Source organism: Kitasatospora sp. NPDC002543 (assembly GCF_053594915.1).
The window spans coordinates 1-20,439 of sequence record NZ_JBSFWR010000109.1; the positions used below are offsets into that span (position 1 = coordinate 1).

Here is a 20,439-nt window from a genome sequence, read left to right on the forward strand (position 1 = left end):
GGGGTGAACTGGTAGGTGACGGTGCGCCCGTCGCTGCTGGACGTCTGCACGCCCTTGGTCACCGTGTACTGCGGCTGCACCTGCGCCCTGGTGCCGGCCGTGGCGGTCTGCGAGGGCTCGCCGGTGGCCGACATGGTCGCCGAGTTGGTCGAGGCGGTGCCGTTGGGGGTGGAGAAGTTCGGGTACTTCATCGTCACCGAGATGGTGGCGGTGGTACCCGGGCTCAGGTTCTGCAGCTTGATGTCCATCGTCCCGCCCATCGCACCCGCGGCGGGCACGGTGGAAGCGGCCACGTCCACCGACGACGGGTCCGGCGTCCAGCCGAGGAACTGCATGTTCGACGGCAGGGTGTCGAGGATCTCCCCACCCGTGCACTCGGTGATGGAACAGGTGTAGCGCAGGGTGAAGGTGACGTTCTCCCCCGGGGAGGCGGTCGACTTGTCCACGCTCTTGGTGAAGGAGATCGCGGCCTGAGCCGATGGAGCCAGCACACTGCTGCTCAGCAGCGTGCCGGCCACCAGGCCCAGAACGGAGGCGACCCGTCCAACCCGGAATGGAATTCGCATACCGGCCAGTTCATCCGGCGGGCCCGCTCGCCCCTTGACGGCACGTGGGCGACCAGCGGTGAATCACCTTCTCGGCGGACGCCCGTCCGGCGGCCGGACCGCTCAGGTGCACCGCCGACCGGGACGGCCTCCGGTATCGCTGCGGATCTCCGACGCGACGGCGCTGTGGAAGTCACCCGCCCCGGACCGCCGCATACGTAGCAGGTCACGGCCGGTGTGCGTCAGGTAGGTGATTCCGCTTCCGCTGTCCGGGTCGGTGACCCGTGACGAGTCGATCACCGCTGTACTTTGCGCCCGACGTCGACATGTGCGCGCGCCGTCCACTGTCCGGGCGGCGCGTCGGGTTCGCGAGGAGTGCACTCACGTGATCTTGCCCGTCCGCTTCCGTTCCGGATGGTCCGCCCGGCGTGCCCGGGGGCCCGCCGGCCCGAATCCGCCACACAGACGAACCCGGTCCGCGGGTGCGCGGGCGGTGGCCGTGTTCGCCGCGGCGCTGGCCGTGGTGGCCGGCGCCGTTCCGGCCGTCGCCTACGAAGAGCCCAGCAGCGCGGGCACCGGGCAGACGGGGCTGAACGGCTTCCGGGTCATCCCCTTCCCCTCGGGGCTGACGGCGCGCGGTTCCGTCACCGGCAACAACGACGTGCAGGAGGGCCTGACCCTCAGCAGCATCGGATCCCCGCAGCCGTCCCACTACCAACCGCAGGTGGACCCCGCCAGGGCCTACGCGATCAAGGTCCAGTCGCTGCCGATCCAGAACTGCCCGGCCTTCTCCACCTGCCCGACCGGCACGGTGACGGTCGCCTTCAGCCGTCCGGTACGCGACCCGATCGTGAACGTGTCGGGCCTGGGCGCGGGCGTGAACGCGAACGGCCAGTCGTACGGTGATGCCGTCCAGCTCACCCTGACCTCCTCGGACCGGCCGGTGACCCTCGCCGGGGTCAGCCCGGGTTCCACCCTGCGGCTGGAGGGCCGGACAATCAAGCCGGCGGCCAGTGCCCCGCGGGCCAACTGCTCCGACGCCAACCCGGCGCTTCGCGCCGGCTGCGGCAGCCTGCAGATCCGGGGTGTGGTGCAGACCCTGACCTTCGCGACCGACATGGTCACCCAGGACGTGCCCGTCGCGTCGAACGCCACGACCAACGGCCGGGACGCCTGGGCGCTGTCCTCGGTCGTCCAGGACGACTGCTCCAACGCCCCCACCTCGTACGGCAACGCCTCCCACGTGGTGAGCGACCTGTCGCTCGGCGCGACCGTCACGCCGGACGTGCCGGGCACCGCGATCACCCAGGCCTGCCGCGCGTCCGGCGACGACAACGACCTGAACCCGGACTTCGGCGGCCTCAACTCCGAACTGGCCGGGCGGGCCTACTCGTTGACCGTTCCCGTCCAGGGTGTGAGCGCCGGCGCCTTCGCCGCCGCCTGGATCGACTTCACCGGCGGCGGCACCTTCACCGACGCGCAGCGGGCCACCGCCCGGGTCGCGCCGGGGGCCACCAGCGTCACCTTCACCTGGACGGTGCCCGCCGGGGTCAAGGCCGGGCCGACCTGGAGCCGGTTCCGGCTCGGCTACAACCAGGCCCCGGTCGAGTCGGCCACCGGCATGGCCGACTCCGGCGAGGTCGAGGACTGGCCGCTGCGGATCACCGGCCCGGCCGCCCTGTCGCTGCAGAAGACCGGTGAGCCGACGACCGTCGGGCAGGCCGGCGACACCGTGCAGTACACCTACAAGGTGACGAACACCGGCGACGTCCCGGTGACGGACGTGAGGATCGACGAGACCTCGTTCTCCGGCACCGGGACCGCGCCGCAGATCACCTGCCCGGCCGGGACGGTGGCACCGGGGGACTCGGTGACGTGCACCGCCACGTACACGGTGACCCAGGCGGACGTGGACGCCGGGAAGATCACGAACACCGCGACCGCGACCGCCACCCCGCCGGCCGGGATGAACACGCCCACCTCCGGTGAGTCGACGGCGACCGTGGACGCCCCGGCCCGCCCGGGCCTGCTGCTGCACAAGGCGGCCGCCGAGGAAGGGGCGCTGAAGGCCGGCGAGGTACTGCACTACTCCTTCGACGTCACCAACACCGGCAACGTGACGATGACCGGCGTGGCCATCCGGGAGACCGGCTTCACCGGCAGCGGCCCGGCCCCGACCGTCACCTGCCCGGACGCCGCGAAGTCGCTGGCGCCGGGCGCGAAGGTCACCTGCACCGCCACCTACACCGTCACCCAGGCCGACGTCGACCGCGGCTGGGTGCGGAACACCGCGGTCGCCTCCGGGAGCACACCCACCGGCCAGGAGACGACCTCGGACCCGTCCACGGTGACCGTGCCGTTCGCCCCCGCGCCCGGACTGCGGCTGGACAAGACCGTCGACCCGGCGACGTACCGCCAGGCCGGACAGACGCTCACCTACACCTTCCACGTCACCAACACCGGCAATGTGACGATGACCGGCGTCAAGGTCACCGAAGGCTCCTTCTCCGGCACCGGAGCGCTGTCCGGCGTCACCTGCCCGCCCGACCAGGCGGCGGCACTGGCCCCGGGTGCCCGGATGGACTGCACCGCCACCTACACCGTCACCCAGGCCGACGTCGACGCCGGGAAACTCGACAACTCCGCCACCGCCACCGGCACCCCGCCCGGCGGCGGCACCCCGGTCACCAGCCCGCCCGGATCGGCGAGCGTCCCGGCGGAGTCCGAGCCGGCCCTCACCGTCGACAAGTCCACCGACCAGACCGAGCTCGTCGCCGGCGAGACCGTCACGTACCACTTCACCGTCACCAACACCGGCAACGTCACCCTGACGAACGTGGCCGTCGGCGAGGGCGAGTGGACCGGCTCCGGCCCCGCACCCACCGCGACCTGCCCGGACGCGGCGAAGTCCCTGGCGCCCGGCGCCCAGGTCGTCTGCACCGCCACCTACACCGTCACCCAGGCCGACGCCGACCGCGGCACCCTGCGCAACACCGCCACCGCCACCGCCACCCCGCCCGGCGGCGGCACCCCGGTCACCAGCCCGCCGTCCACCGTCCAACTGCCCCACGATTCCCGCCCCGCGCTGACCATCGCGAAGAAGGCCGACCCGGCCACCGCCCACCAGGCGGGTGACACGATCACGTTCGCCTACACCGTCACCAACACCGGCAACGTCACCCTCACCGACGTGCACCCCGTCGAGGGCGCCTTCTCCGGCACCGGGACGATCTCCGCGATCACCTGCCCGGACACGGCAAAGTCGCTGGTCCCGGGCATGAAGGTGGTGTGCACCGCCACCTACCGGGTGACCCAGGCGGACGTCGACGCCGGGAAGCTCGACAACGCGGCCACCGCCACCGGCACCCCGCCCGGCGGAGGCACACCCGCCACCTCGCCGCCCTCCTCCGCCGAGGTCTCGATCCCCCCGGCGCCGGCGCTGACCGTCGCGAAGACGGCGGACACGAACGACCTCACGGCCGGTGAGACGATCACCTACTCCTTCACCGTCACCAACACCGGCAACGTCACCCTCACCGACGTGACCATCGGTGAGGGCGAGTGGACCGGCTCCGGCCGTGCCCCGCAGGCGGTCTGCCCGGCGGCCGCGCGGTCGCTGGCTCCGGGCGCGCAGGTCGTGTGCACCGCCACGTACACCGTCACCCAGGCCGACGCCGACCGCGGCTCGCTGCGCAACACCGCCACGGCGGGCGGCACCCCGCCGCACGGCGGCCCGGTCACCAGCCCGCCGTCCACCGTCCAACTGCCCCACGGCTCGCGCCCCGCGCTGACCGTGGCCAAGAGCGCCGACCCGGCGACCGTCCGCGCGGCGGGCGCCAAGGTGACGTTCTCGTACACCGTCACCAACACCGGCAATGTGACGCTGACCGATGTCCACCCGGTCGAGGGCGTCTTCACCGGCACCGGGACGATCTCCGCGATCACCTGCCCGGACACGGCGAAGTCGCTGGCCCCGGGCGCCACGGTGGTGTGCACCGCCACCTACCAGGTCACTCCGGCGGACGCCGCCGCCGGCGGCATCACCAACACCGCCACCGCCACGGCCACCGGCCCCGACGGCACCCCGGCGACCTCCGCCCCGTCCACCGCGACCGTCCACGTCGAACCGGCGCCGCCCGCGCCCCCGCACGGACAGCTGCCCCAGACCGGTGCCGGCACCGGCCTCGCCGGACCGGCGGTGGCCCTGTCCGTCGGCGGCACCGCCCTGGTGCTGCTCGCCGGATACGGCCGACGCCGCCGCAGGGGGTAGCCGCCGGCCGAAGCCCGACCCTCCGTAGCGGGGCGGGGAGCCTGCCGCACAGCAGGCTCCCCGCCCCGTTCCCATGTCAGGAAGGGGCAAAGTCGAGGTAAAGGCAAGGGAAATGACGATCAACCGGACACGGCGATCCGGAGCGGTCGGTCCTCCGGTCCTGACGGGCTACCCGAATCCGGGACCCTGCATTTACCCAGACGGGTAAGAATGTGACATATTCACACCTGGCGGATGAATTCGGACTAATCATCCTGAACCCGCCCGGAGGGCACCCCCTCACCCTCCCGAACCCCTCAAAGCACTTCCAGGAGCCACCTTGAGCGACCGCATACCATCCGTCATGAACGAGGTGCGGCCGACATCCGAATCCCGGGCCCGGCGCGCGCCCGGTCGTACCGTCCTCGGCGCTCTCGCCGTCTCGGCACTCGCGCTCGCCTCGACCGTGCCGTTCGCCCTGGACGCCGTCGCGGCTCCGCCGGCGAAGGCCGCACAGGGCGGGACGGAGCGTCCGATCGGCCCGAAGCCGACGCTCGATCTGCTCACGCACGGAAACCTGACCATGGCCTCCAACTCGGTGGTCGCCTGCGACCCCGACGACAGTCCGTGCGACGACAACGCTTACAACAACAACCGGGTCAACTGGGTCAAGACCGACCCCAAGGCCCCCGGCAACACCGCCTCCGCGGCCACCCTGACCATCCCGCCGGGCGCCAAGGTGCTCAACGCCCGGCTCTACTGGCAGTCGAACCCGGTCGGAACCTCGCTCACCTCCACCTCCGGCGACGCCTCCAAGGCCGACCAGGTCGAGCTCAAGGTTCCCGGCGCCACCGGCTACCAGCGGCTCACCGCCGACACCTACGACTGGTTCGACCAGAGGACCGGCGGCACTCCGCCGGCCCCGCTGACCGCCCACGCGGGCGTCAAGGACGTCACCGACCTGGTGCGTGCCGCCGGCTCCGGCGAGTACACCGTCGCCGACATCCAGGCCTGTCAGGGCCGGTCCTCGACCTCCGACTTCGGCGGCCAGAACGTCGGCTGCTGGGGCGGCTGGTCCCTGGCCGTCGCCTACGAGGACCCCAAGGAGCCACTGCGCTACCTGCAGATCTGGGACGGCTACCAGCTCATCCGCCCGCCCACGCCCAGCATCACCATGACCCTCGACGGCATCCGCACCCCGGCCGGCCGCGCCCCGGCCGCCACCATGGGCGTCGTGGTCGGCGACGGCGACGCGCCCATCGCCGGGGACTCCCTGGAAGTCGGCCCGGACTCCGGCAGCCTCACCGCCCTGCCCATGCCGACCTCGGCCGGGCCCGTCCGCGACAACGCCTTCACCAGCCGCATCGACCGCGTCGCGGCGGACGGCACCGGCACCAACCTCACCGACCGCAGGCCCAACCCGGTCAACAACGTCGGCTACGACGCCCGGATGATCGACATCACCGGCAAGCTCCCGGCCGGCAGCAAGCAGGCCGCGCTCCGCGTCACCGGCCAGGGCGACGCGCTGCACCCCCAGGTGGTCTGGCTCGCCGTCGAGGCCCTGGAGCCCGACCTCCGGATCGCCAAGGCCAACGAGCCGGCCGGCACCACCACGAACAGCCCGCCCGGCCTCGTCGACCCCGGTGCCGAGATCACCTACACCTTCACCCTCGCCAACCGGCACGAGGACGGCACCACCGCCGACCTCGACACCGCCACCGGCGTCACCCTGACCGACGTGCTGCCCGCCGGCACCGCCTACATCGACGGCTCCGGCCCCGGCTGCACCGCCTCCGGACGGAAGGTCACCTGCACCGCCGCCGACCTCGCGCCGGGAGCCGAGACCACCGTCTCCTTCCGGGCCCGGGTCGACACCGGACTCGCGCCGGGCACCAAGCTCGACAACACCTCGACGCTCGCCTACCGCGGCGCCCAGACCGGCCGCGAACAGCAGCGCGCCAGCAACACGGTGCGCAACACCGTTTCCGAGCACGCCGGTTACCGGCTCGCCAAGAGCGCCGACAAGGCCCAGGCCCTGCCCGGTGACACAGTGAAGTACCAGGTGGACATCACCAACACCGGGAACGCGCCGCTCACCGGACTCACCGTCACCGACGACCTGAGCGCCGTCCTCGACGACGCCACGTACAACGACGACGCCACCGCCACCACCGGAACGCCCTCCTACGCACAACCCGTGCTCTCCTGGACCGGCGACCTGCCGGCCGGCGGCAACGCCCGGCTCACCTACACCGTCACGGTGAGGGAGCCCGCCGCCGGTGACCACACGATGCGCAACACCGTCGTGTCCGACCGGACCGGCGGCAACTGCCCGACCGGCTCGACGGCAGGGGAGTGCACGGCCACGGTGACGGTGACCGCGTCCTCTGCGTCCCCGACGGCGTCCCCGTCCGCGACGTCCTCCCCGTCCCCTGAACCGACCGGCGGGCCCACCTCCCCGTCGGGCGGGAGCAGCAGCCACGGCCCCGACCCGGTGGCCGGCGACGGGGCCGGTCGGCCGGACCGTGGCGGCCTCGCCGACACGGGCAGCCAGGTGGCGCTGATCGGCGGCATCGCCGTACTCGTCGGCATCGGCGGCGTGCTCCTCCTGGCGGCCTCCCGCCGTCGCCGCCACCGGCACTGACACCCCGTCCCGACCCCGTTGAGAGGGCGGCCACCGGACCCACCGGCGGCCGCCCTCGAGCCGTGCCCAGGGCGCGCCCGACGGCACCACCCTACGGCGCGCCGCGTTCCGGGGCGCGCTCGTCCTGCGGCTCACCGACACCGCGACCGGAGCCTCGTACGACGCGGACGCCGGCGGCCGGTCCGTCGTGGACTACCGTCCCGACGGCTCGCAGACCTGGCGCGCCCGCGGCCCGATCCTGCTGGGCGTCGGCGCGGACGCCGGCAACCTGCCCCGCGACCTGTACACCGTCGACGGCGTCCACACGATCGACATCGGCCCCACCGGCTTCAAGACGCTGACCATCGGGCACGGCTCCGCCGAGCCGCTCTGCGCGAAGATCACCTGACCGCGCCGCGCGTACGGCCACGGGCCGACCGGCCCCTCCGCGTCGGCCGCGCTGCCCCGTCCGGCGCAGCGCGGCGCGCGGGACGGCCGGAGTCCTGCGATCTTCGGAGGACATCCGGCCGCGCCCGACCCGCCGGGTTCCGTCGTCCCGAGACCGTGGAGGCCCGGATGTGGCAGGCTCCCCCCGCCCCCGTCAGCCGTGAGTGGCTCCCGGTGCTGGACGTGCCGGCGCCCGGCCCCCAGAGCCGTTGGACGGTGCTGCTGCGCGCGCTGCTGCTGATCCCCCAGTTCGTGGTGGTGTGGGTGCTGTCGGTGGTGGCGTTCTTCGTCACCGTCATCGGCTGGTTCGGTGCCCTGGTGCTCGGCCGCCTGCCCGAGTTCGCGGCGGCGTACCTGACCGCGTTCCTCCCGTACGACACCCGTGTGACCGCGTACCTGATGCTCCTCGTGGACCGCTATCCGCCGTTCCGGTTCGAGACCCCCGAGTACCCGGTGCGGGTCGGGCTGCGTCCGGGAGAGCTGAACCGGCTCGCCGTGCTGTTCCGCATCATCCTCGTCATCCCGGCCTCGATCGTGCAGGGCCTGGTGTTCGCGGGCTGGTGGGCGGTGTCGTTCATCCTCTGGCTGGTGGTGCTCGTTCTCGGCCGGATGCCGCAGCCGCTGTTCGAGGCGACGGCCGCGATCGTGCGCTACCGGGTGCGCTACTACGCCTACCTGACGATGATCTCGTCCGCCTACCCCAAGCGGCTGTTCGGCGACGAGCTCGACAGCGAGCCGACCGGACCGGCCTCGGCCACCCGGCCGCTGGTCCTGAGCGGTGGCGGGCGCGGTCTGGTCGTGCTCTTCCTGCTCCTCGGCCTGGTCTCCTCGGCGACGAGTTCGATCACCGCCTCGGTGAACTCGGACGACGACAATGACGGCACCAACAACGTCGACGACGGCACCAACCCGGCCGAGCGCGTCGTCGCGCCCCTCGTACCGGGCCCCGTCGTCCCCGAGCCCGGGCCCCGGGGTCCGTTCGGCCTCTCATAGCCTGGATTGCGGTTGACGCGGTTGACGCGGCGGGCGCACCCCGGCTCGTGGGTTCGCCCGATCAGGGGGCGCACACGCGGCGGCGCACCGCCCTCCCGTGCACGCCGTCTGATCGAGAAAGCGAGGTTACCGGCGGTATGTGCGCGGCTACGTTTGGCATATGACGCACTCACGAGTCCGCCGACTCCTCGCTCGTACCGCCGGGGCGCTCGTGCTCCTGGCCGCTCCCCTCGGGGTGCAGGCCGCCTCCGCGCACAGCCCTGCCGGGGACCGGAGAGCCATCATCACCGCCCTGAGCGACGGCGACCGCGACGCGCTCCAACAGGCGGTGGACTCCCAGCTCGCCACGGGCAGGGGCGGCCGGCAGACCGCCGCCAACGAGGTCACCTACCCGGACGGAGCGGTGGTGGTGCTCCCCTTGCCCGGGCAGGCGCAGGCACCGCCGTGGAGCGGCGACCACAGCCGTCGCGCGCCCCGGGGCCCGGACTGGAAGAACTGCCCGACGCCGGCGAGCGAGCCGTCCTACTACTGCTTCTACGCCGACAGGAACTGGGCCGGCCGGCGACTGCAGTTCAACTACTTCCACGAGGACGCCGCCGTGTACTTCACCGACTACGGCTTCCGCGACCAGGCGAGCAGCTGGGTCAACACGGCGCGCGGACTGGAGGTGATCGTGGACAACGACCCGGGCGACGGCCAGTGGCAGATGCTCTGGAAGGAACCGCCGGTGGCACTGTCCGCGTCGGTCGCGTACGACAACATGGCCGACCGGTTCTGGGCGGTCAGGCAGTAGCCACCACCCACACCGCCGAGCGCGCCACCGGTCGCCCCGCCGAGCGTCGCACCGCGGCCGGTGCCACCGCCCGCACTACCTGCCGCCGGCCGAGGCGGGAGGCGAGACCGCGCCGGTGGCAGCCGGCTCCGGCGTGACCGTGATGTAGGTCGGCGCCGGAGCCGTCTGCCGGGAGTCCGCCGCGTACCAGCCGGCACCGAACGCGACGATGCCGAGCAGGAGGCCGCCGAGGACCAGCGTGACGATGTGCTGCTTCATGGCCCAAGGGTAGGGGCGGGCCGGTCAACTTCCTTGCAGCCACGGCCCGGTGAGCCAGCTACCCGTCAAGCGGAGTTGACGCCGGACCCGGCGGCCCCTCCCGGGGTGGCCGGGTCGGGGCGGACCCGGTCGGGGTCGGTTCCGGTCAGGAAGGCAGCACGGCCACGGCCTCCACCTCCACCAGCTGGTCGTGGTATCCGAGCACCGAGACGCCGAGCAGGGTACTCGGGGCATCGTGCTCCCCCATGTAGGCGCGGTAGACGTTCCACGCCTTCACCAGGTCCGCCTGGTCCCCGGAGGCCACGTAGACGGTCGTCCGGGCTATGTCCGTGAGGGCTGCGCCCGACTCCTCCAGCACGGCGATCAGGTTCCGCATCACCTGGTGGGTCTGGCCCTCGTAGTCGCCGACGGCGACCGTCCGGCCCTCCTCGTCCAGCGGGCAGGCGCCGGCCAGCCAGAGCGAGCGGGCCGGGGCGTCCACCTCCGCCGCGTAGGCGTATTCCACCGCGCTGGTCAGCCGTGTGCTGCGGATCAGCTTGACGGCGTTGCCCATGTCGTCCTCCGACTCTCCCGACCGAACGTTCGCGCCCATCGTTGGACTCTCTTGACCGACCGTCAAACCATTTACCGGCCAACCCCCTTCCGTTTCCGGGCCCGAGCGTTCGCGAATCACCGTTGCGGGTGATGGCCAACCGGCCCGACGGCGCGGAATCCTGGTGTCTGCGCCCGGGGGCCACGCCCCGGGCGCCCCATCACCTCCAAGCGCCGGGAGGCACTGCCATGGAGCCCCAGCCGTCCGCCCTCGACCAGGCCTCCGGAGTCCGCCGGCGCCGCATGCTCGGCCTCGCCCTCGGGGCGGGCCTCGTCCCCGCACTCGGCCCGGCCGCCCAGGCGGCGTCGGACGCCCCGTCCGGGACGGTCCGGTCGCTGCCGGCCGACGCGCTGGGCCGCCGGGTCGCCGCCGTGGCGGCGAGCCAGCTCGGCGTGCCGTACGCCTGGGGCGGCGGCGACCGGCTGGGCGCGAGCCTCGGCTTCTGCGACGAGCAGAACGGCTGGCTGGACGGCGTCTGCATGGGCGAGAAGACGGTCGGCTTCGACTGCAGCGGCCTGTCGCTCTACTGCTGGTACCGGGCCAGCCACGGCACGGTGGAGCTCGGGCACTACACCGGCGCCCAGTTCAACCTCAGCGCCCCGGTGGAGCGGGACGCGCTCGCCCCGGGCGACCTGCTGTTCTTCTCCCGCCCCGACGCCCCCCTGCACCACGTCGGGATCCACGTCGGCGAGGGCGCGATGATCCACGCCGAGCGGACCGGCACCCTGGTCGCCCTGGTCGAGAACGTGCTCGACATCCCGCGCTGGGCAGGCGAGTTCGCCGGCGCCCGCCGCCCCGGACAGCCCGCCGCCTGAGGCCGACCGGCCCGACCGCCCACGGCTGGCGGGTCGGCTCACAGGCCGCGGCGCCACTCCCCCGTCCCGTGGTGCAGCCGCAGCAGCAGCGCCTGCAACACCTGCCGCTCCCCCGCGTCCAGCGGCGCGAGCACCTCGTCCTGCACCGCCCGCGCCTGCGACTCCAGCTCGGCGAGCAGCGCCCGCCCGGCGTCGGTGACGGAGACCGAGACCCGCCGCCGGTCCTCCTGGTCCCTGGCGCGCTGGACGTACCCCGCGGCGGCGAGCTGGTCGGCGACCTTCGCCAGGTCGCTCGGGTCGATGGCCAGCCGCCGTACCAGGTCCCGCTGGGGCTGCGGGCCGAAGTCGGCGAGCGCGGCGAGCACTGCCATGTCCCAGAGCCGCAGGCCGCGTTCGGCCAGCCGCTCGGCGAACCGGCCGCGCGCCGTTTTGCCGACCCGGGAGAGCAGATAGGTGCTGAGGTCCAGCAGGGTCGGGGGGAGCTCGGCTGTGGGCGGCGGGTTCTCGGAGACCATGGCGGCAGTCTAGGTTCCCTCCCTATAGTGGGTGCTGACCCATAGTGGGTTCCAACCTATAGAAGGTTTAGACCCATCAATTCGCCGGCCGACCGCCCCTGCCAGGAGTGCGCCCGTGAACGACCTGTACCCCCGCCTGCTCGTCACCCGCTTCGCGGAGTGCTTCGGCTTCTACCGCGCCGTCCTCCCCCCGCTCACCGGCGCCACCCTCGCCAAGGGCTCCCCCGAGGGGCCCTACGCCAGCTGGGACCTCGCCGACCGGACCCTCCTGGCACTCTTCGACCGCGCCGCGATGGCCGCCACCCTCGACACCGCTTCCGTCGACACCGCCACCCCCGACACCGCCTCCCATGGCAGCACAGAACCGGCCGCCGAGCCTCCCGCTCAACTCGCCTCCCCCGCACCGGACTCGGCGATGCCGGTCCTCCGGGTGGACGACGTGGACACCGCCCTCGACCTCTGCCTGCGCCACGGCGGCACCCCGGTCACGCCACCGACGGACCGCCCGGAATGGGGCACCACGCTGCGCAATGCCCATCTGCGCGACCCGGACGGCCGCCTGGTCGAGCTCCAGTCCTACTGAGAGCGCGCGTCCGAGGCCGACACCTCACGGCTGACGGCGCGTCCTCAGCATCGTGGCTCACCGGCTCGTGCCGCCACGGCCCGGACGAAACGTCCCAGCCCTTCCGGGTCGGTGTCCAGGAACAGGTTCGGTTCGATGAGCTCCACCTCCAGGACCACCGGCTCCCCGGCGTTGTTCAGCACCAGGTCCACCCGGGCGAACAGCGGGGCCCGCGGCGACGGGACCGCCGCCAGCGCCGCCGACGCGGTACGGATCTCCGCCTCGGTCGGCCGGTACGGCGCCACGCCGAGATGCGGCACCCGGTCGTTGTCGATCACGCCGGGCTCCGTCAGCAGGGCGTCCTTGCGGATCGCGTGGCTGAAGGCGCCGGCGAAGAAGACCAGAGCACGCTCCCCCTCCGCCACCCGGGGCAGATACGACTGGACCATCACGCTGCGGCCCTGGTCCAGCAGCATCCGGGCATGACGGGCGGCGTCCGCGTGCCGACCGGGCTCGTAACGCGCCGTGTCCAACGCGCCCGCGGACACCGCGGGCTTGACCACCACGCCGTCCGCCGCGCCGAAGTCCGCCGGGGAGAGCCGCGGCCGCATCCCCGGCTCGAGGAACCGGGTCGGCGCGACGGCGACCCCGTGCCGCGCGAGTTCCGTCAGGTAGTGCTTGTCGCTGTTCCAGCGGACCACGGGCGCGGGGTTCCACAGCCCGGTGACGCCCGCCGTGCTCTCGGCCCAGGCCAGGAACTCGTCGATCCGTTCCACGTAGTCCCAGGTCGACCGGATGACCGCCAGATCGAACCGTTCCCAACGGGCCCGGGCCGCGTCCCACACCACCGGCTCCGCGGACAGCCCGGCGGCACGCAGGGCCTCCACGATCACCGGGAGGTCGATGTCGTCCTCGACGCCGGCATCACTGGTCACGACCGCGATCCTGGCAACGCCCATGCACCTCTCCCGCCGCTCACCTCGGCCCGTACACCGGGGAAACCGCACGTCCGACGGCCGGCCCGCGCCGCACGGCCGCCGGAGGCGTGCGGCGCGGCCGTTCGACAGGCCGCCCGTCCCGTCTACTCCATCGGCTCCGAGAACCCGTCGGCCGGCCTGGAATCCCCGAAGTCACGGAGGGCCTCCGCCAGTTGCTCGGCCCGGTAGTCCGACGCACAGGCCCGCCCGAGATCCTGCGAAGCGGCACCCGCCCCCGGGACGTGCCCGAGCACCGCGGCGCAGTACTGGACGGCGGGGAGGGGCAGCGGGCGGAGCTCGGCCGATCCGGCCGGGGTGGCGGTTACCGCCCCGGCCAGGGCGAGGGAGCACGCCAGAACGGGAGCGGCGAGACCGCGTGGGATGCGCATCGGGGTACCTCCGTACGGGTGGGGACGGCGGGCCGTGGATGGCGGCCGCCCGGCCCATTCGACGGGCGGCCGCCATCCACGGCCCGGCCGACACACCGCGCACCGCACTAGTCGTACGTACGCCACGGCGCGGCGGCGACGCGGCCCGCCGCCGGTTCAGTCCCCCGCGCCCTCCGCACCGCTCCGCACGCCGCCCTCCCCGCCGCGCTCCGCGTCGTCCCGCGCCCACAGTTCCGCGGCGCAGGCCGCCACCCGCTCGCCGATCCGCGCCCAGGCCTCCTCGGCGGGCAGCGGCTCCAGCCGGCGGCCGTCCCGCAGCCGCAGCGCGACCCGGTCGTCCACCGCCTCCCTCGCCCCGATCACCGCCTGGTACGGCGCCAGCCGGGCCTCGCGGATCCGGGCCCCGAGGCTGCCGTGCTCGGGGCCCGCGACCTCGGCGCGCAGTCCGAGGTCCAGGCAGCGCTGCCGGAACCGCTCGGCCTGCGGCAGTTCGGCCGCGGAGACGGGCAGCAGCACGACCTGGACGGGCGCGAGCCAGGCCGGGAACGCGCCGCCGTACAGCTCGATCAGGTGGGCGACCACGCGCTCGACGCTGCCGATCACGCTGCGGTGCACCATCACCGGCCGGTGCTTGGCACCGTCCGCGCCGACGTACCGCAGGTCGAACCGCTCCGGCTGGTGGAAGTCGATCTGCACGGTGGAGAGGGTGAACTCGCGCCCGGCGCCGTCGGCGATCTGCACGTCGATCTTGGGCCCGTAGAACGCCGCCTCGCCCTCCGCCGCCTCGAACGGCACGCCGGAACGCTCCAGCACCTCGGTGAGCAGGGCGACCGCGCGCTCCCAGAGTGCCGGATCCGCCACGTACTTGCCGCCCGAGCCGGGCAGCGAGAGGCGGTAGCGGACGGGGACGACGCCGAGCGCCCGGTGCGCGTCGCGGATCGACTCCAGTGCGGCGACGGCCTCGTCGGCCGCTTGCTCCGGGGTGCAGAAGATGTGGGCGTCGTTCAGCTGGATCGCCCGGACCCTGGTCAGCCCACCCAGCACCCCGGACAGCTCGGAACGGTACATGCCGCCCAACTCGGCCATGCGCAGCGGCAGTTCCCGGTAGCTGTGGGAGCGTGAGCGGTAGATCAGCGCGTGGTGCGGACAGAGACTGGGGCGCAGCACCATCTCCTCGGAGCCCAGCTCCATGGGCGGGAACATGTCCTCCCGGTAGTGCGCCCAGTGGCCGGAGATCTCGTACAGCTCGCGCTTGCCGAGCACCGGGGAGTAGACGTGGCGGTAGCCGGCCCGGCGCTCGCGGCCGCGGATGAACTCCTCCAGGGAGTGCCGGATCGCGGCGCCGTCGGGGAGCCAGTACGGCAGGCCGGAGCCCATCAGCGGGTCGGTGTCGAACAGGTCGAGTTCGCGGCCGAGCCTGCGGTGGTCGTGCGCCGGGTGGGCATGGGCTGCCGGGGTGGGCGAGGACTGGTCGTGCGGCTGGTGGTCGTGCATGAGGGCGGTCTCCACTCGGGTCTGTGGGCGAGTGGGTCCGGGAACGGCGAAGCCCCGGGGCACTCGCCCCGGGGCTTCGGACTAGGTCAGCAGTCAGCGCGCCGGGACTCTCTCCGGCGTCGTCGTGGCGAGTGCAGCGCGCTTCATGCCTCCACGGTAGCAGTTGCGGACCGGCGGTCGCCGATCCTTTTCCGGGGCCCGTCCGCCGGGTTCAGAACAGCGTGACGCAGCCTCGCGCGGCCAGTGCCGCCAGCAGCCGGGCCGAGGGCCGCACCTCGTTCCACCGCAGGTCCAGCTTCTCCAGCGCGGGCAGCGCGCCCGGATCGGCCAGCCACTCGGGCAGTTCGGTGATCCGGTTGCCGCGCAGGTCGAGTCGGCGCAGCCGGGGAAGCCCGGCGAGCGCGGCGGGCAGTTCGGTGAGGGCGTTCTCCCGGAGTTCCAGCTCGCGCAGTTCGGCGAGCCGGCCGACCGAGTCCGGCAGGACGGTCAACTCGTTCCCGCGCAACCAGAGTTCGCGCAGCTCGCCGAGCCCGCCGATCGACTCCGGCAGGACGGTGAGCCGGTTGTGCTGCGCGCGCAGCTCGACCAGCGAGGCCAACCGGCCGACGGCGGAAGGGAGTTCGGCGAGCCGGTTCTCGCCCACGTTGAGGTAGCGCAGCGCGGTGAGCCGCCCGAGCTCCTCGGGCAGGGAGGTCAGCTCGTTGTCGTGCAGGTAGAGGAAGTCCCCGAGTCCGGTGAGGCCGAAGAGCTCGACGGGCAGCGCGGCGAGCCGGTTGTGCCCCAGGTCGAGGGTCCGCAGCCCGGTCAACCGGCCGATGCGGGGAGGGAGTTCGCAGATCCCGGTCTCGGCGAGGATGAGCACGGTCAGCTCGGTGCGGTCCCAGACCTCGGCCGGCACCTCGCCGAGCGGGCGGCGCCAGAGGTTGAGGGTCACATCGGCCACGCTCCCCGCGCCCGCGGCGTCCACCGCCTCCGTCGCGTCCGCACCGTCCCGGTCGATGCGGAACTCCGCCAGTTCCCGGCCGTACCACCGGTCGGTCAGCCCGGTGCCGGCCATCCCCAGGCGCCGGCAGACCGCCGCCGACCGGGCGTTGTCCGGAGCCAGGACGGCCCGGATCTCGGTCAGGCCGTCGGCGAAGCCCTTGGCCAGGACGGCCCTGGCGGCCTCGGTGGCGATGCCCTGGCCCCAACTGTCGGGGTGGAGGTGCCAGCCGACCTCGATCTCCCCGTCCCCGTCCGGCAGCGGCACCAGCAGGACCGTGCCCGCGACCACGCCGGTGTCCCGCCGTTCGATCGCCCAGGCACCGTAGCGCGGGTCGACGGACCGCTTCCGCGAGCGCTCGATGAAGGCCCGGGCCTCCTCGGGCCCGGTCAGCGCACGCGGTTCCCGGCCGAGCCACCGGGCGACCTCCCAGCGGGAGTAGATGTCGAGGGCGCGCTCCTGATCGGCCGTGGACATGGTCCACTGCCGCACCACCAGCCGTTCGGTGGTCAGCACCGTCTCCGAGTCCTCTTCGGCTCCCGACATAGCCCGCTCCCCTCTCCGATGATGCGTGTGGGACGACCGTACCCACCCGGGTCACCGCGCGGGGTTCCGTACCCCGTGCGCGGCCCGTTCAGCGGGCACCGGCGTGGAACAGCCCGTCCACCACCTGGTGGAGGAGTTCCTCCGGGAACTCGGCGAGCTCGCCCCGCGCCTCCTCGGTGAGCCGCATCGCGGTGGCGCCCTCGTGCAGGATGACCAGCAGGCGGGCGAGGTCGCGCGGGCGGACCCGCGAGGTGTGCTCCGGCGTCTGCTCGATGAGCTCCATCAGCCCGTCGACCAGCCGGGCCTCGTGCTCGGCCAGGCTCCGGGCGACCTCCGGGTGCCGGGCCGCGTGCAGGGTGAACTCCATCGAGAGCAGGAACCAGCCCTCGTCCTCCCGCCGCCGGTCGGCCAGTTCCCGCAGCAGCCGGGACGGGAGGTCCGGCCCGGGCCCGGTGTCCGCGAAGGCGGCCCGCAGGTCGTCGAGCAGCTTGTCGATCTGCTGGTCGTAGAGGGCGAGGAAGAGCTCTTCCTTGTCCTGGTAGTTGGAGTAGAACGCGCCGCGGGTCAGCCCGGCGCGGGCGACGATGTCACGGATCGAGGTGGCGTGGAAGCCGTGTTCGACGAACAGGGCGAGGGCGCTGTCGTTCAGGGCGGCGACGGTCAGCGGGCGCCGCTTCGTGGGTGACTTGGGCACGAACTGCGGTCCTCGGCTCTCGTTCTTCGCTCGACGGTGCCGCCGGGGCGGCGCGGCCCAGTCTACGGGCGGGCGAGGGGACGGCGCTCAGGTCGCGGGCGGCAGGTGGCGGGCCGCCACCAGCCCGGCCAGTGTCCGGAGCCTGGCGAAGTACTCGCGGCAGTACTGCTCCTCGATCAGCGGCACGACCTTGTCGAGGTCGGCGATGCGGTACCAGAGGTCGGAGATGCTGCGGCTGTCGAACTCGCCGCCCCACTCCCGGTACACGGCGCTGCCGACGGCGTCGTCCAGGCCGGTCAGGTCCACCCCCGCGATCTCCACCATGACGAAGCTCCTGGGGAACGGGGCCCTCTGGTGTTCCTCCCAGAGCCCGGTCAGCCGGTCCGGGAGCGGTTCCCCGTCCGCGGTTCCGCGGGCCGGCTCAGCCGCTCCGGCCCGCTCCGTCGCCGCCGTACCCGCCGTCGCATCCGCCGCACCCGCCGTCACGGCCGGAAGGAGCGCGGACACGGCGTCGAAGACGGCGCGCACCAGCTCGACGGCCCGGCTCGGGTACACCGTGTCGCTCGCCACCGTGCCCCGGGCGAGCGCGTCGCGCAGCCACAGGCTGTCGTCGAGTGCGGCGGCGGGCTCCGCCCCGAGGAGCCCTTCGGCGGTGGCCCGCCCGATCAGCTCCCGGAGCGGCTCCTCGACGGACAGCCGTGCCACGAGGACCTGTTCCAGGGCGAGCAGCGCGTGGGTGACGGCGGCGGTGGCGAACTCGTACCGGAAGTAGGAGTGCCGGATGAGCTCCCGGGAGGTCTCCAGGGCGCTCATGACGCCCCTCGCGGCTCCGGCCGGCACCTCAAGCCCGGCGACCAGGTCCCGCATGCCCGGGTAGTCGGGGGCGACCGACCACGCGCGGGGGTCCTGGACGGGAGACAGCGGCGAGGGGATCACCGGTGCATTCTCACCGCAGGTGGGAGCGGGTGCCACCGGTTTTCCGGACCCGCTCCCAGCCACCCGCCGCCCGCCGCCCGCCACCCGCCACCCGGCTCGGTCCCCCGGCCCGCCCCCGCGCCCGCGCCCGCCGACGCCGTCTCAGGCCGCGGCCGTGCCCCCGCCCGTGCCGTAGTCGTAGAAGCCCCGCCCGGTCTTGACGCCGAGCCGGCCGGCCCGGACGTACTCCTCCAGCAGCTCGCGCGGGCCGGTGGGCAGGCCCGGGCGCTCGGCGGCGTAGTGCTCCTCGATGTCGAGCACGACGTCCAGGCCGACCTGGTCCATCGCGCGGAACGGGCCGCCGCGCAGGCCGGTGTTGACGGACCACATGGCGTCCACCTCCTCGGCCGTGGCGACGCCCTCGGCGACCACGGCGAGCGACTCGCGCTTGATGGCCGCCCAGACGCGGTTGAAGATGAAGCCGGTGCTCTCCTTGCGCGCCTCGAACGGGAACACCCCGTGGCGCGGCAGTTCGGCCAGCAGCAGGTCGATGACGGCCCGGTCGGTGCGCCCGCTGGACATCACGTCCACCGCGTTCTGGGTGGGCGGCATGTAGAAGTGGATGTTGACCAGGCGCTCGGGCTCCCGCACGCAGTCGACGAAGCGGCTGGTCGGGTAGGACGAGGAGTTGCTGCCGAGGATCGCGTCCGGATCGGCGGTGCGGTCGAGGTCGGCGAAGACCCGCTGCTTGAGCTCCGGGCGCTCGGGCACCGCCTCGATCACCAGCCAGGCGCCGCGCAGCACCTCGGCGAGGTCGTCGCCGACGGCGACGGTGCCCGGCTCTCCCCCGCCCACCGCGGCGGCGACGGCGGGCAGTTGCTCCTCGACGTACGCGCGGGCGGCCGCGAGCTGCTCGGCCGAGGGGTCGTAGATCCGGACCTCCCCGCCGCCGGTGGCGAACATCAGGGCGATGCGGCGCCCGAGGGTGCCGGCTCCGACGACGGCGACGGGGCGGCCGGCGGGGTTGGGGACGGTGAACGGCATCGAGGTCACTTCCTTGGTTGTGCCGCGTTCCGAGGGGCCGTGCCGCGCGGGCCTCCCGTACGGGGCGTCCGTACAGGGTTTCGGCGCGGTTGCACCACAGCCCAATCGGATGCATGGTGTATCCGATACACATGGTATCCGCTTGAGGAGACCAAGCAACCCGCCGCCGAGAAGGAGCCCCCCATGCGCCCCGACCAGGTCCTCCGCCACGCCGCCACCCCGCTGACCGCCCCCGTCTACCCGCCCCGCGCCACCCGCTTCACCGACCGCGAGTACCTGAACGTCGTCTACCGCACCGACCCCGAGGCGCTGCGCGCGGTCGTCCCGGAGCCGCTGGAGATCGACGAGCCGCTGGTCCGCTTCGAGGTCATGAAGATGGGCGAGGTCGACGGCTTCGGCCCGTACGTCGAGGCCGGGCAGGTCGTCCCGGTCCGGTACGGCAGGGAGCACGGCGAGTACCTGCACGCCATGTACCTCGACAACTTCGCCGCCACCGCCGCCGGCCGCGAGCTGAGCGCCTACCCGAAGGTGATGGGCAGCCCCCGGCTGTTCACCGAGGCCGGCACCCTGATCGGCACCCTCGACCACGGCAGCCAGCGGGTCGCCACCGCGACCATGGCCTACAAGTGGCAGCCGATGGACCCGGCCGAGGCCCGCGAGCAGATCACCGTGCCCACGTACGGGGTGAAGATCGTCCCCGACTACACCGGCGGCCTGCGGGTCTGCGACCTGGTCCGGACCCGGATCACGGACGTCACCGTCAAGGAGGCCTGGACCGGCCCCGCCCGGCTCCAGCTGTCCGCGCACGTCATGGCGCCGCTGGCCGACCTGCCGGTCCTGGAGGTCGTCTCGGCCAGCCACATCCTCACCGACCTCACCCTCGCCCCCGCCACGCCCGTCCACGACTACCTGGCCGAGCAGCGCCGCACGGCCTGAAGCCCGCCGGGCGGACCGGCTCCACCGGGCCGCGGGCGCCGGAAACGGCACCGCTCCGGCCCGCCCGCGC

19 protein-coding genes are annotated in these 20,439 nt (G+C 73.3%); 8 read left to right on the top strand and 11 right to left on the bottom strand.

Translation table 11 applies throughout. The features are described 5' to 3' along the window. Window positions 1-566 (bottom strand): hypothetical protein (locus ACWD4P_RS31900; RefSeq protein ID WP_449782040.1); only part of this gene is annotated, 566 nt, incomplete at its 3' end. A 472-nt stretch (window positions 567-1,038) separates the two neighbouring features. On the opposite strand from ACWD4P_RS31900, the gene ACWD4P_RS31905 reads away from it, so the two are divergent. The 5 genes from ACWD4P_RS31905 to ACWD4P_RS31925 all read left to right on the top strand — a co-directional run bounded on the left by ACWD4P_RS31905 (window position 1,039) and on the right by ACWD4P_RS31925 (window position 9,650). Beyond that, the gene (locus ACWD4P_RS31905) at window positions 1,039-4,815 is read left to right on the top strand and encodes a DUF7507 domain-containing protein (protein WP_449782041.1); all 3,777 of its coding nucleotides are present in this window, start codon (window positions 1,039-1,041) and stop codon (window positions 4,813-4,815) included. 343 nt (window positions 4,816-5,158) lie between these two features. Beyond that, window positions 5,159-7,438 carry a DUF7927 domain-containing protein gene (locus ACWD4P_RS31910; protein WP_449782042.1) on the top strand — a complete coding sequence of 760 codons (2,280 nt, stop codon included), beginning with the start codon at window positions 5,159-5,161 and terminating at the stop codon, window positions 7,436-7,438. 187 nt (window positions 7,439-7,625) lie between these two features. Next, complete coding sequence (locus ACWD4P_RS31915) at window positions 7,626-7,826, top strand: hypothetical protein (RefSeq protein ID WP_449782043.1); 201 nt, start codon at window positions 7,626-7,628, stop codon at window positions 7,824-7,826. A 167-nt stretch (window positions 7,827-7,993) separates the two neighbouring features. Continuing rightward, window positions 7,994-8,857 (top strand): DUF4389 domain-containing protein, encoded by an 864-nt coding sequence (locus tag ACWD4P_RS31920; RefSeq protein ID WP_359828683.1) that lies wholly within the window; start codon window positions 7,994-7,996, stop codon window positions 8,855-8,857. Between the two features lie 160 nt (window positions 8,858-9,017). Continuing rightward, window positions 9,018-9,650 carry a peptidase inhibitor family I36 protein gene (locus ACWD4P_RS31925; protein ID WP_359828685.1) on the top strand — a complete coding sequence of 211 codons (633 nt, stop codon included), beginning with the start codon at window positions 9,018-9,020 and terminating at the stop codon, window positions 9,648-9,650. A gap of 75 nt (window positions 9,651-9,725) precedes the next feature. On the opposite strand, the gene ACWD4P_RS31930 is transcribed toward ACWD4P_RS31925, so the two are convergent. Beyond that, window positions 9,726-9,908 (bottom strand): hypothetical protein, encoded by a 183-nt coding sequence (locus ACWD4P_RS31930; RefSeq protein ID WP_359828686.1) that lies wholly within the window; start codon window positions 9,906-9,908, stop codon window positions 9,726-9,728. Window positions 9,909-10,053: 145 nt separating this feature from the next. Continuing rightward, window positions 10,054-10,461, bottom strand: coding sequence for a RidA family protein (locus tag ACWD4P_RS31935; RefSeq protein WP_449782058.1), 408 nt, complete (start codon window positions 10,459-10,461; stop codon window positions 10,054-10,056). A 227-nt stretch (window positions 10,462-10,688) separates the two neighbouring features. On the opposite strand from ACWD4P_RS31935, the gene ACWD4P_RS31940 reads away from it, so the two are divergent. Beyond that, complete coding sequence (locus tag ACWD4P_RS31940; protein ID WP_449782044.1) at window positions 10,689-11,315, top strand: C40 family peptidase; 627 nt, start codon at window positions 10,689-10,691, stop codon at window positions 11,313-11,315. Window positions 11,316-11,353: 38 nt separating this feature from the next. Here the strand turns inward: ACWD4P_RS31940 and ACWD4P_RS31945 are convergent, their stop codons facing one another. Beyond that, complete coding sequence (locus ACWD4P_RS31945; protein WP_449782045.1) at window positions 11,354-11,830, bottom strand: MarR family winged helix-turn-helix transcriptional regulator; 477 nt, start codon at window positions 11,828-11,830, stop codon at window positions 11,354-11,356. Between the two features lie 115 nt (window positions 11,831-11,945). On the opposite strand from ACWD4P_RS31945, the gene ACWD4P_RS31950 reads away from it, so the two are divergent. Beyond that, complete coding sequence (locus ACWD4P_RS31950; protein WP_449782046.1) at window positions 11,946-12,413, top strand: VOC family protein; 468 nt, start codon at window positions 11,946-11,948, stop codon at window positions 12,411-12,413. Window positions 12,414-12,457: 44 nt separating this feature from the next. Here ACWD4P_RS31950 and ACWD4P_RS31955 read toward each other — a convergent pair whose 3' ends face one another. From ACWD4P_RS31955 to ACWD4P_RS31985, 7 genes are all read right to left on the bottom strand, one after another. Next, entirely contained in the window at window positions 12,458-13,327 is an 870-nt protein-coding gene (locus tag ACWD4P_RS31955) for an ATP-grasp domain-containing protein (RefSeq protein WP_359828693.1), read from the bottom strand. Window positions 13,328-13,473: 146 nt separating this feature from the next. After that, a complete protein-coding gene (locus tag ACWD4P_RS31960; RefSeq protein ID WP_449782047.1) occupies window positions 13,474-13,758 on the bottom strand; it encodes a hypothetical protein in 285 nt (94 codons plus the stop codon). Window positions 13,759-13,914: 156 nt separating this feature from the next. Next, a complete protein-coding gene (gene thrS, locus ACWD4P_RS31965; RefSeq protein ID WP_449782048.1) occupies window positions 13,915-15,252 on the bottom strand; it encodes a threonine--tRNA ligase in 1,338 nt (445 codons plus the stop codon). 211 nt (window positions 15,253-15,463) lie between these two features. Beyond that, on the bottom strand, window positions 15,464-16,780 hold the full coding sequence (locus ACWD4P_RS31970; protein WP_449782049.1) for a GNAT family N-acetyltransferase: 1,317 nt from the start codon (window positions 16,778-16,780) through the stop codon (window positions 15,464-15,466). 88 nt (window positions 16,781-16,868) lie between these two features. Beyond that, a complete protein-coding gene (locus tag ACWD4P_RS31975) occupies window positions 16,869-17,474 on the bottom strand; it encodes a TetR/AcrR family transcriptional regulator (protein ID WP_449782050.1) in 606 nt (201 codons plus the stop codon). Window positions 17,475-17,561: 87 nt separating this feature from the next. Continuing rightward, window positions 17,562-18,410, bottom strand: a complete 849-nt coding sequence (locus tag ACWD4P_RS31980) for a hypothetical protein (protein WP_449782051.1) — start codon at window positions 18,408-18,410, stop codon at window positions 17,562-17,564. A gap of 141 nt (window positions 18,411-18,551) precedes the next feature. Continuing rightward, window positions 18,552-19,433, bottom strand: coding sequence for a 3-hydroxyacyl-CoA dehydrogenase family protein (locus ACWD4P_RS31985; RefSeq protein ID WP_449782052.1), 882 nt, complete (start codon window positions 19,431-19,433; stop codon window positions 18,552-18,554). A 183-nt stretch (window positions 19,434-19,616) separates the two neighbouring features. On the opposite strand from ACWD4P_RS31985, the gene ACWD4P_RS31990 reads away from it, so the two are divergent. Continuing rightward, complete coding sequence (locus ACWD4P_RS31990) at window positions 19,617-20,369, top strand: acetoacetate decarboxylase (RefSeq protein ID WP_359819361.1); 753 nt, start codon at window positions 19,617-19,619, stop codon at window positions 20,367-20,369. The last annotated feature ends 70 nt before the right edge of the window (window positions 20,370-20,439 follow it).

Bases quoted from the DNA above. Each gene is read 5' to 3' on its own strand.
- ACWD4P_RS31910 (WP_449782042.1), top strand. From the start codon at position 5,159: ATGAACGAGGTGCGGCCGACATCCGAATCCCGGGCCCGGCGCGCGCCC.
- ACWD4P_RS31920 (WP_359828683.1), top strand. From the start codon at position 7,994: ATGTGGCAGGCTCCCCCCGCCCCCGTCAGCCGTGAGTGGCTCCCGGTG.
- ACWD4P_RS31925 (WP_359828685.1), top strand. From the start codon at position 9,018: ATGACGCACTCACGAGTCCGCCGACTCCTCGCTCGTACCGCCGGGGCG.
- ACWD4P_RS31930 (WP_359828686.1), bottom strand. From the start codon at position 9,908: ATGAAGCAGCACATCGTCACGCTGGTCCTCGGCGGCCTCCTGCTCGGC.
- ACWD4P_RS31935 (WP_449782058.1), bottom strand. From the start codon at position 10,461: ATGGGCAACGCCGTCAAGCTGATCCGCAGCACACGGCTGACCAGCGCG.
- ACWD4P_RS31940 (WP_449782044.1), top strand. From the start codon at position 10,689: ATGGAGCCCCAGCCGTCCGCCCTCGACCAGGCCTCCGGAGTCCGCCGG.
- ACWD4P_RS31945 (WP_449782045.1), bottom strand. From the start codon at position 11,830: ATGGTCTCCGAGAACCCGCCGCCCACAGCCGAGCTCCCCCCGACCCTG.
- ACWD4P_RS31960 (WP_449782047.1), bottom strand. From the start codon at position 13,758: ATGCGCATCCCACGCGGTCTCGCCGCTCCCGTTCTGGCGTGCTCCCTC.
- thrS (WP_449782048.1), bottom strand. From the start codon at position 15,252: ATGCACGACCACCAGCCGCACGACCAGTCCTCGCCCACCCCGGCAGCC.
- ACWD4P_RS31970 (WP_449782049.1), bottom strand. From the start codon at position 16,780: ATGTCGGGAGCCGAAGAGGACTCGGAGACGGTGCTGACCACCGAACGG.
- ACWD4P_RS31985 (WP_449782052.1), bottom strand. From the start codon at position 19,433: ATGCCGTTCACCGTCCCCAACCCCGCCGGCCGCCCCGTCGCCGTCGTC.
- ACWD4P_RS31990 (WP_359819361.1), top strand. From the start codon at position 19,617: ATGCGCCCCGACCAGGTCCTCCGCCACGCCGCCACCCCGCTGACCGCC.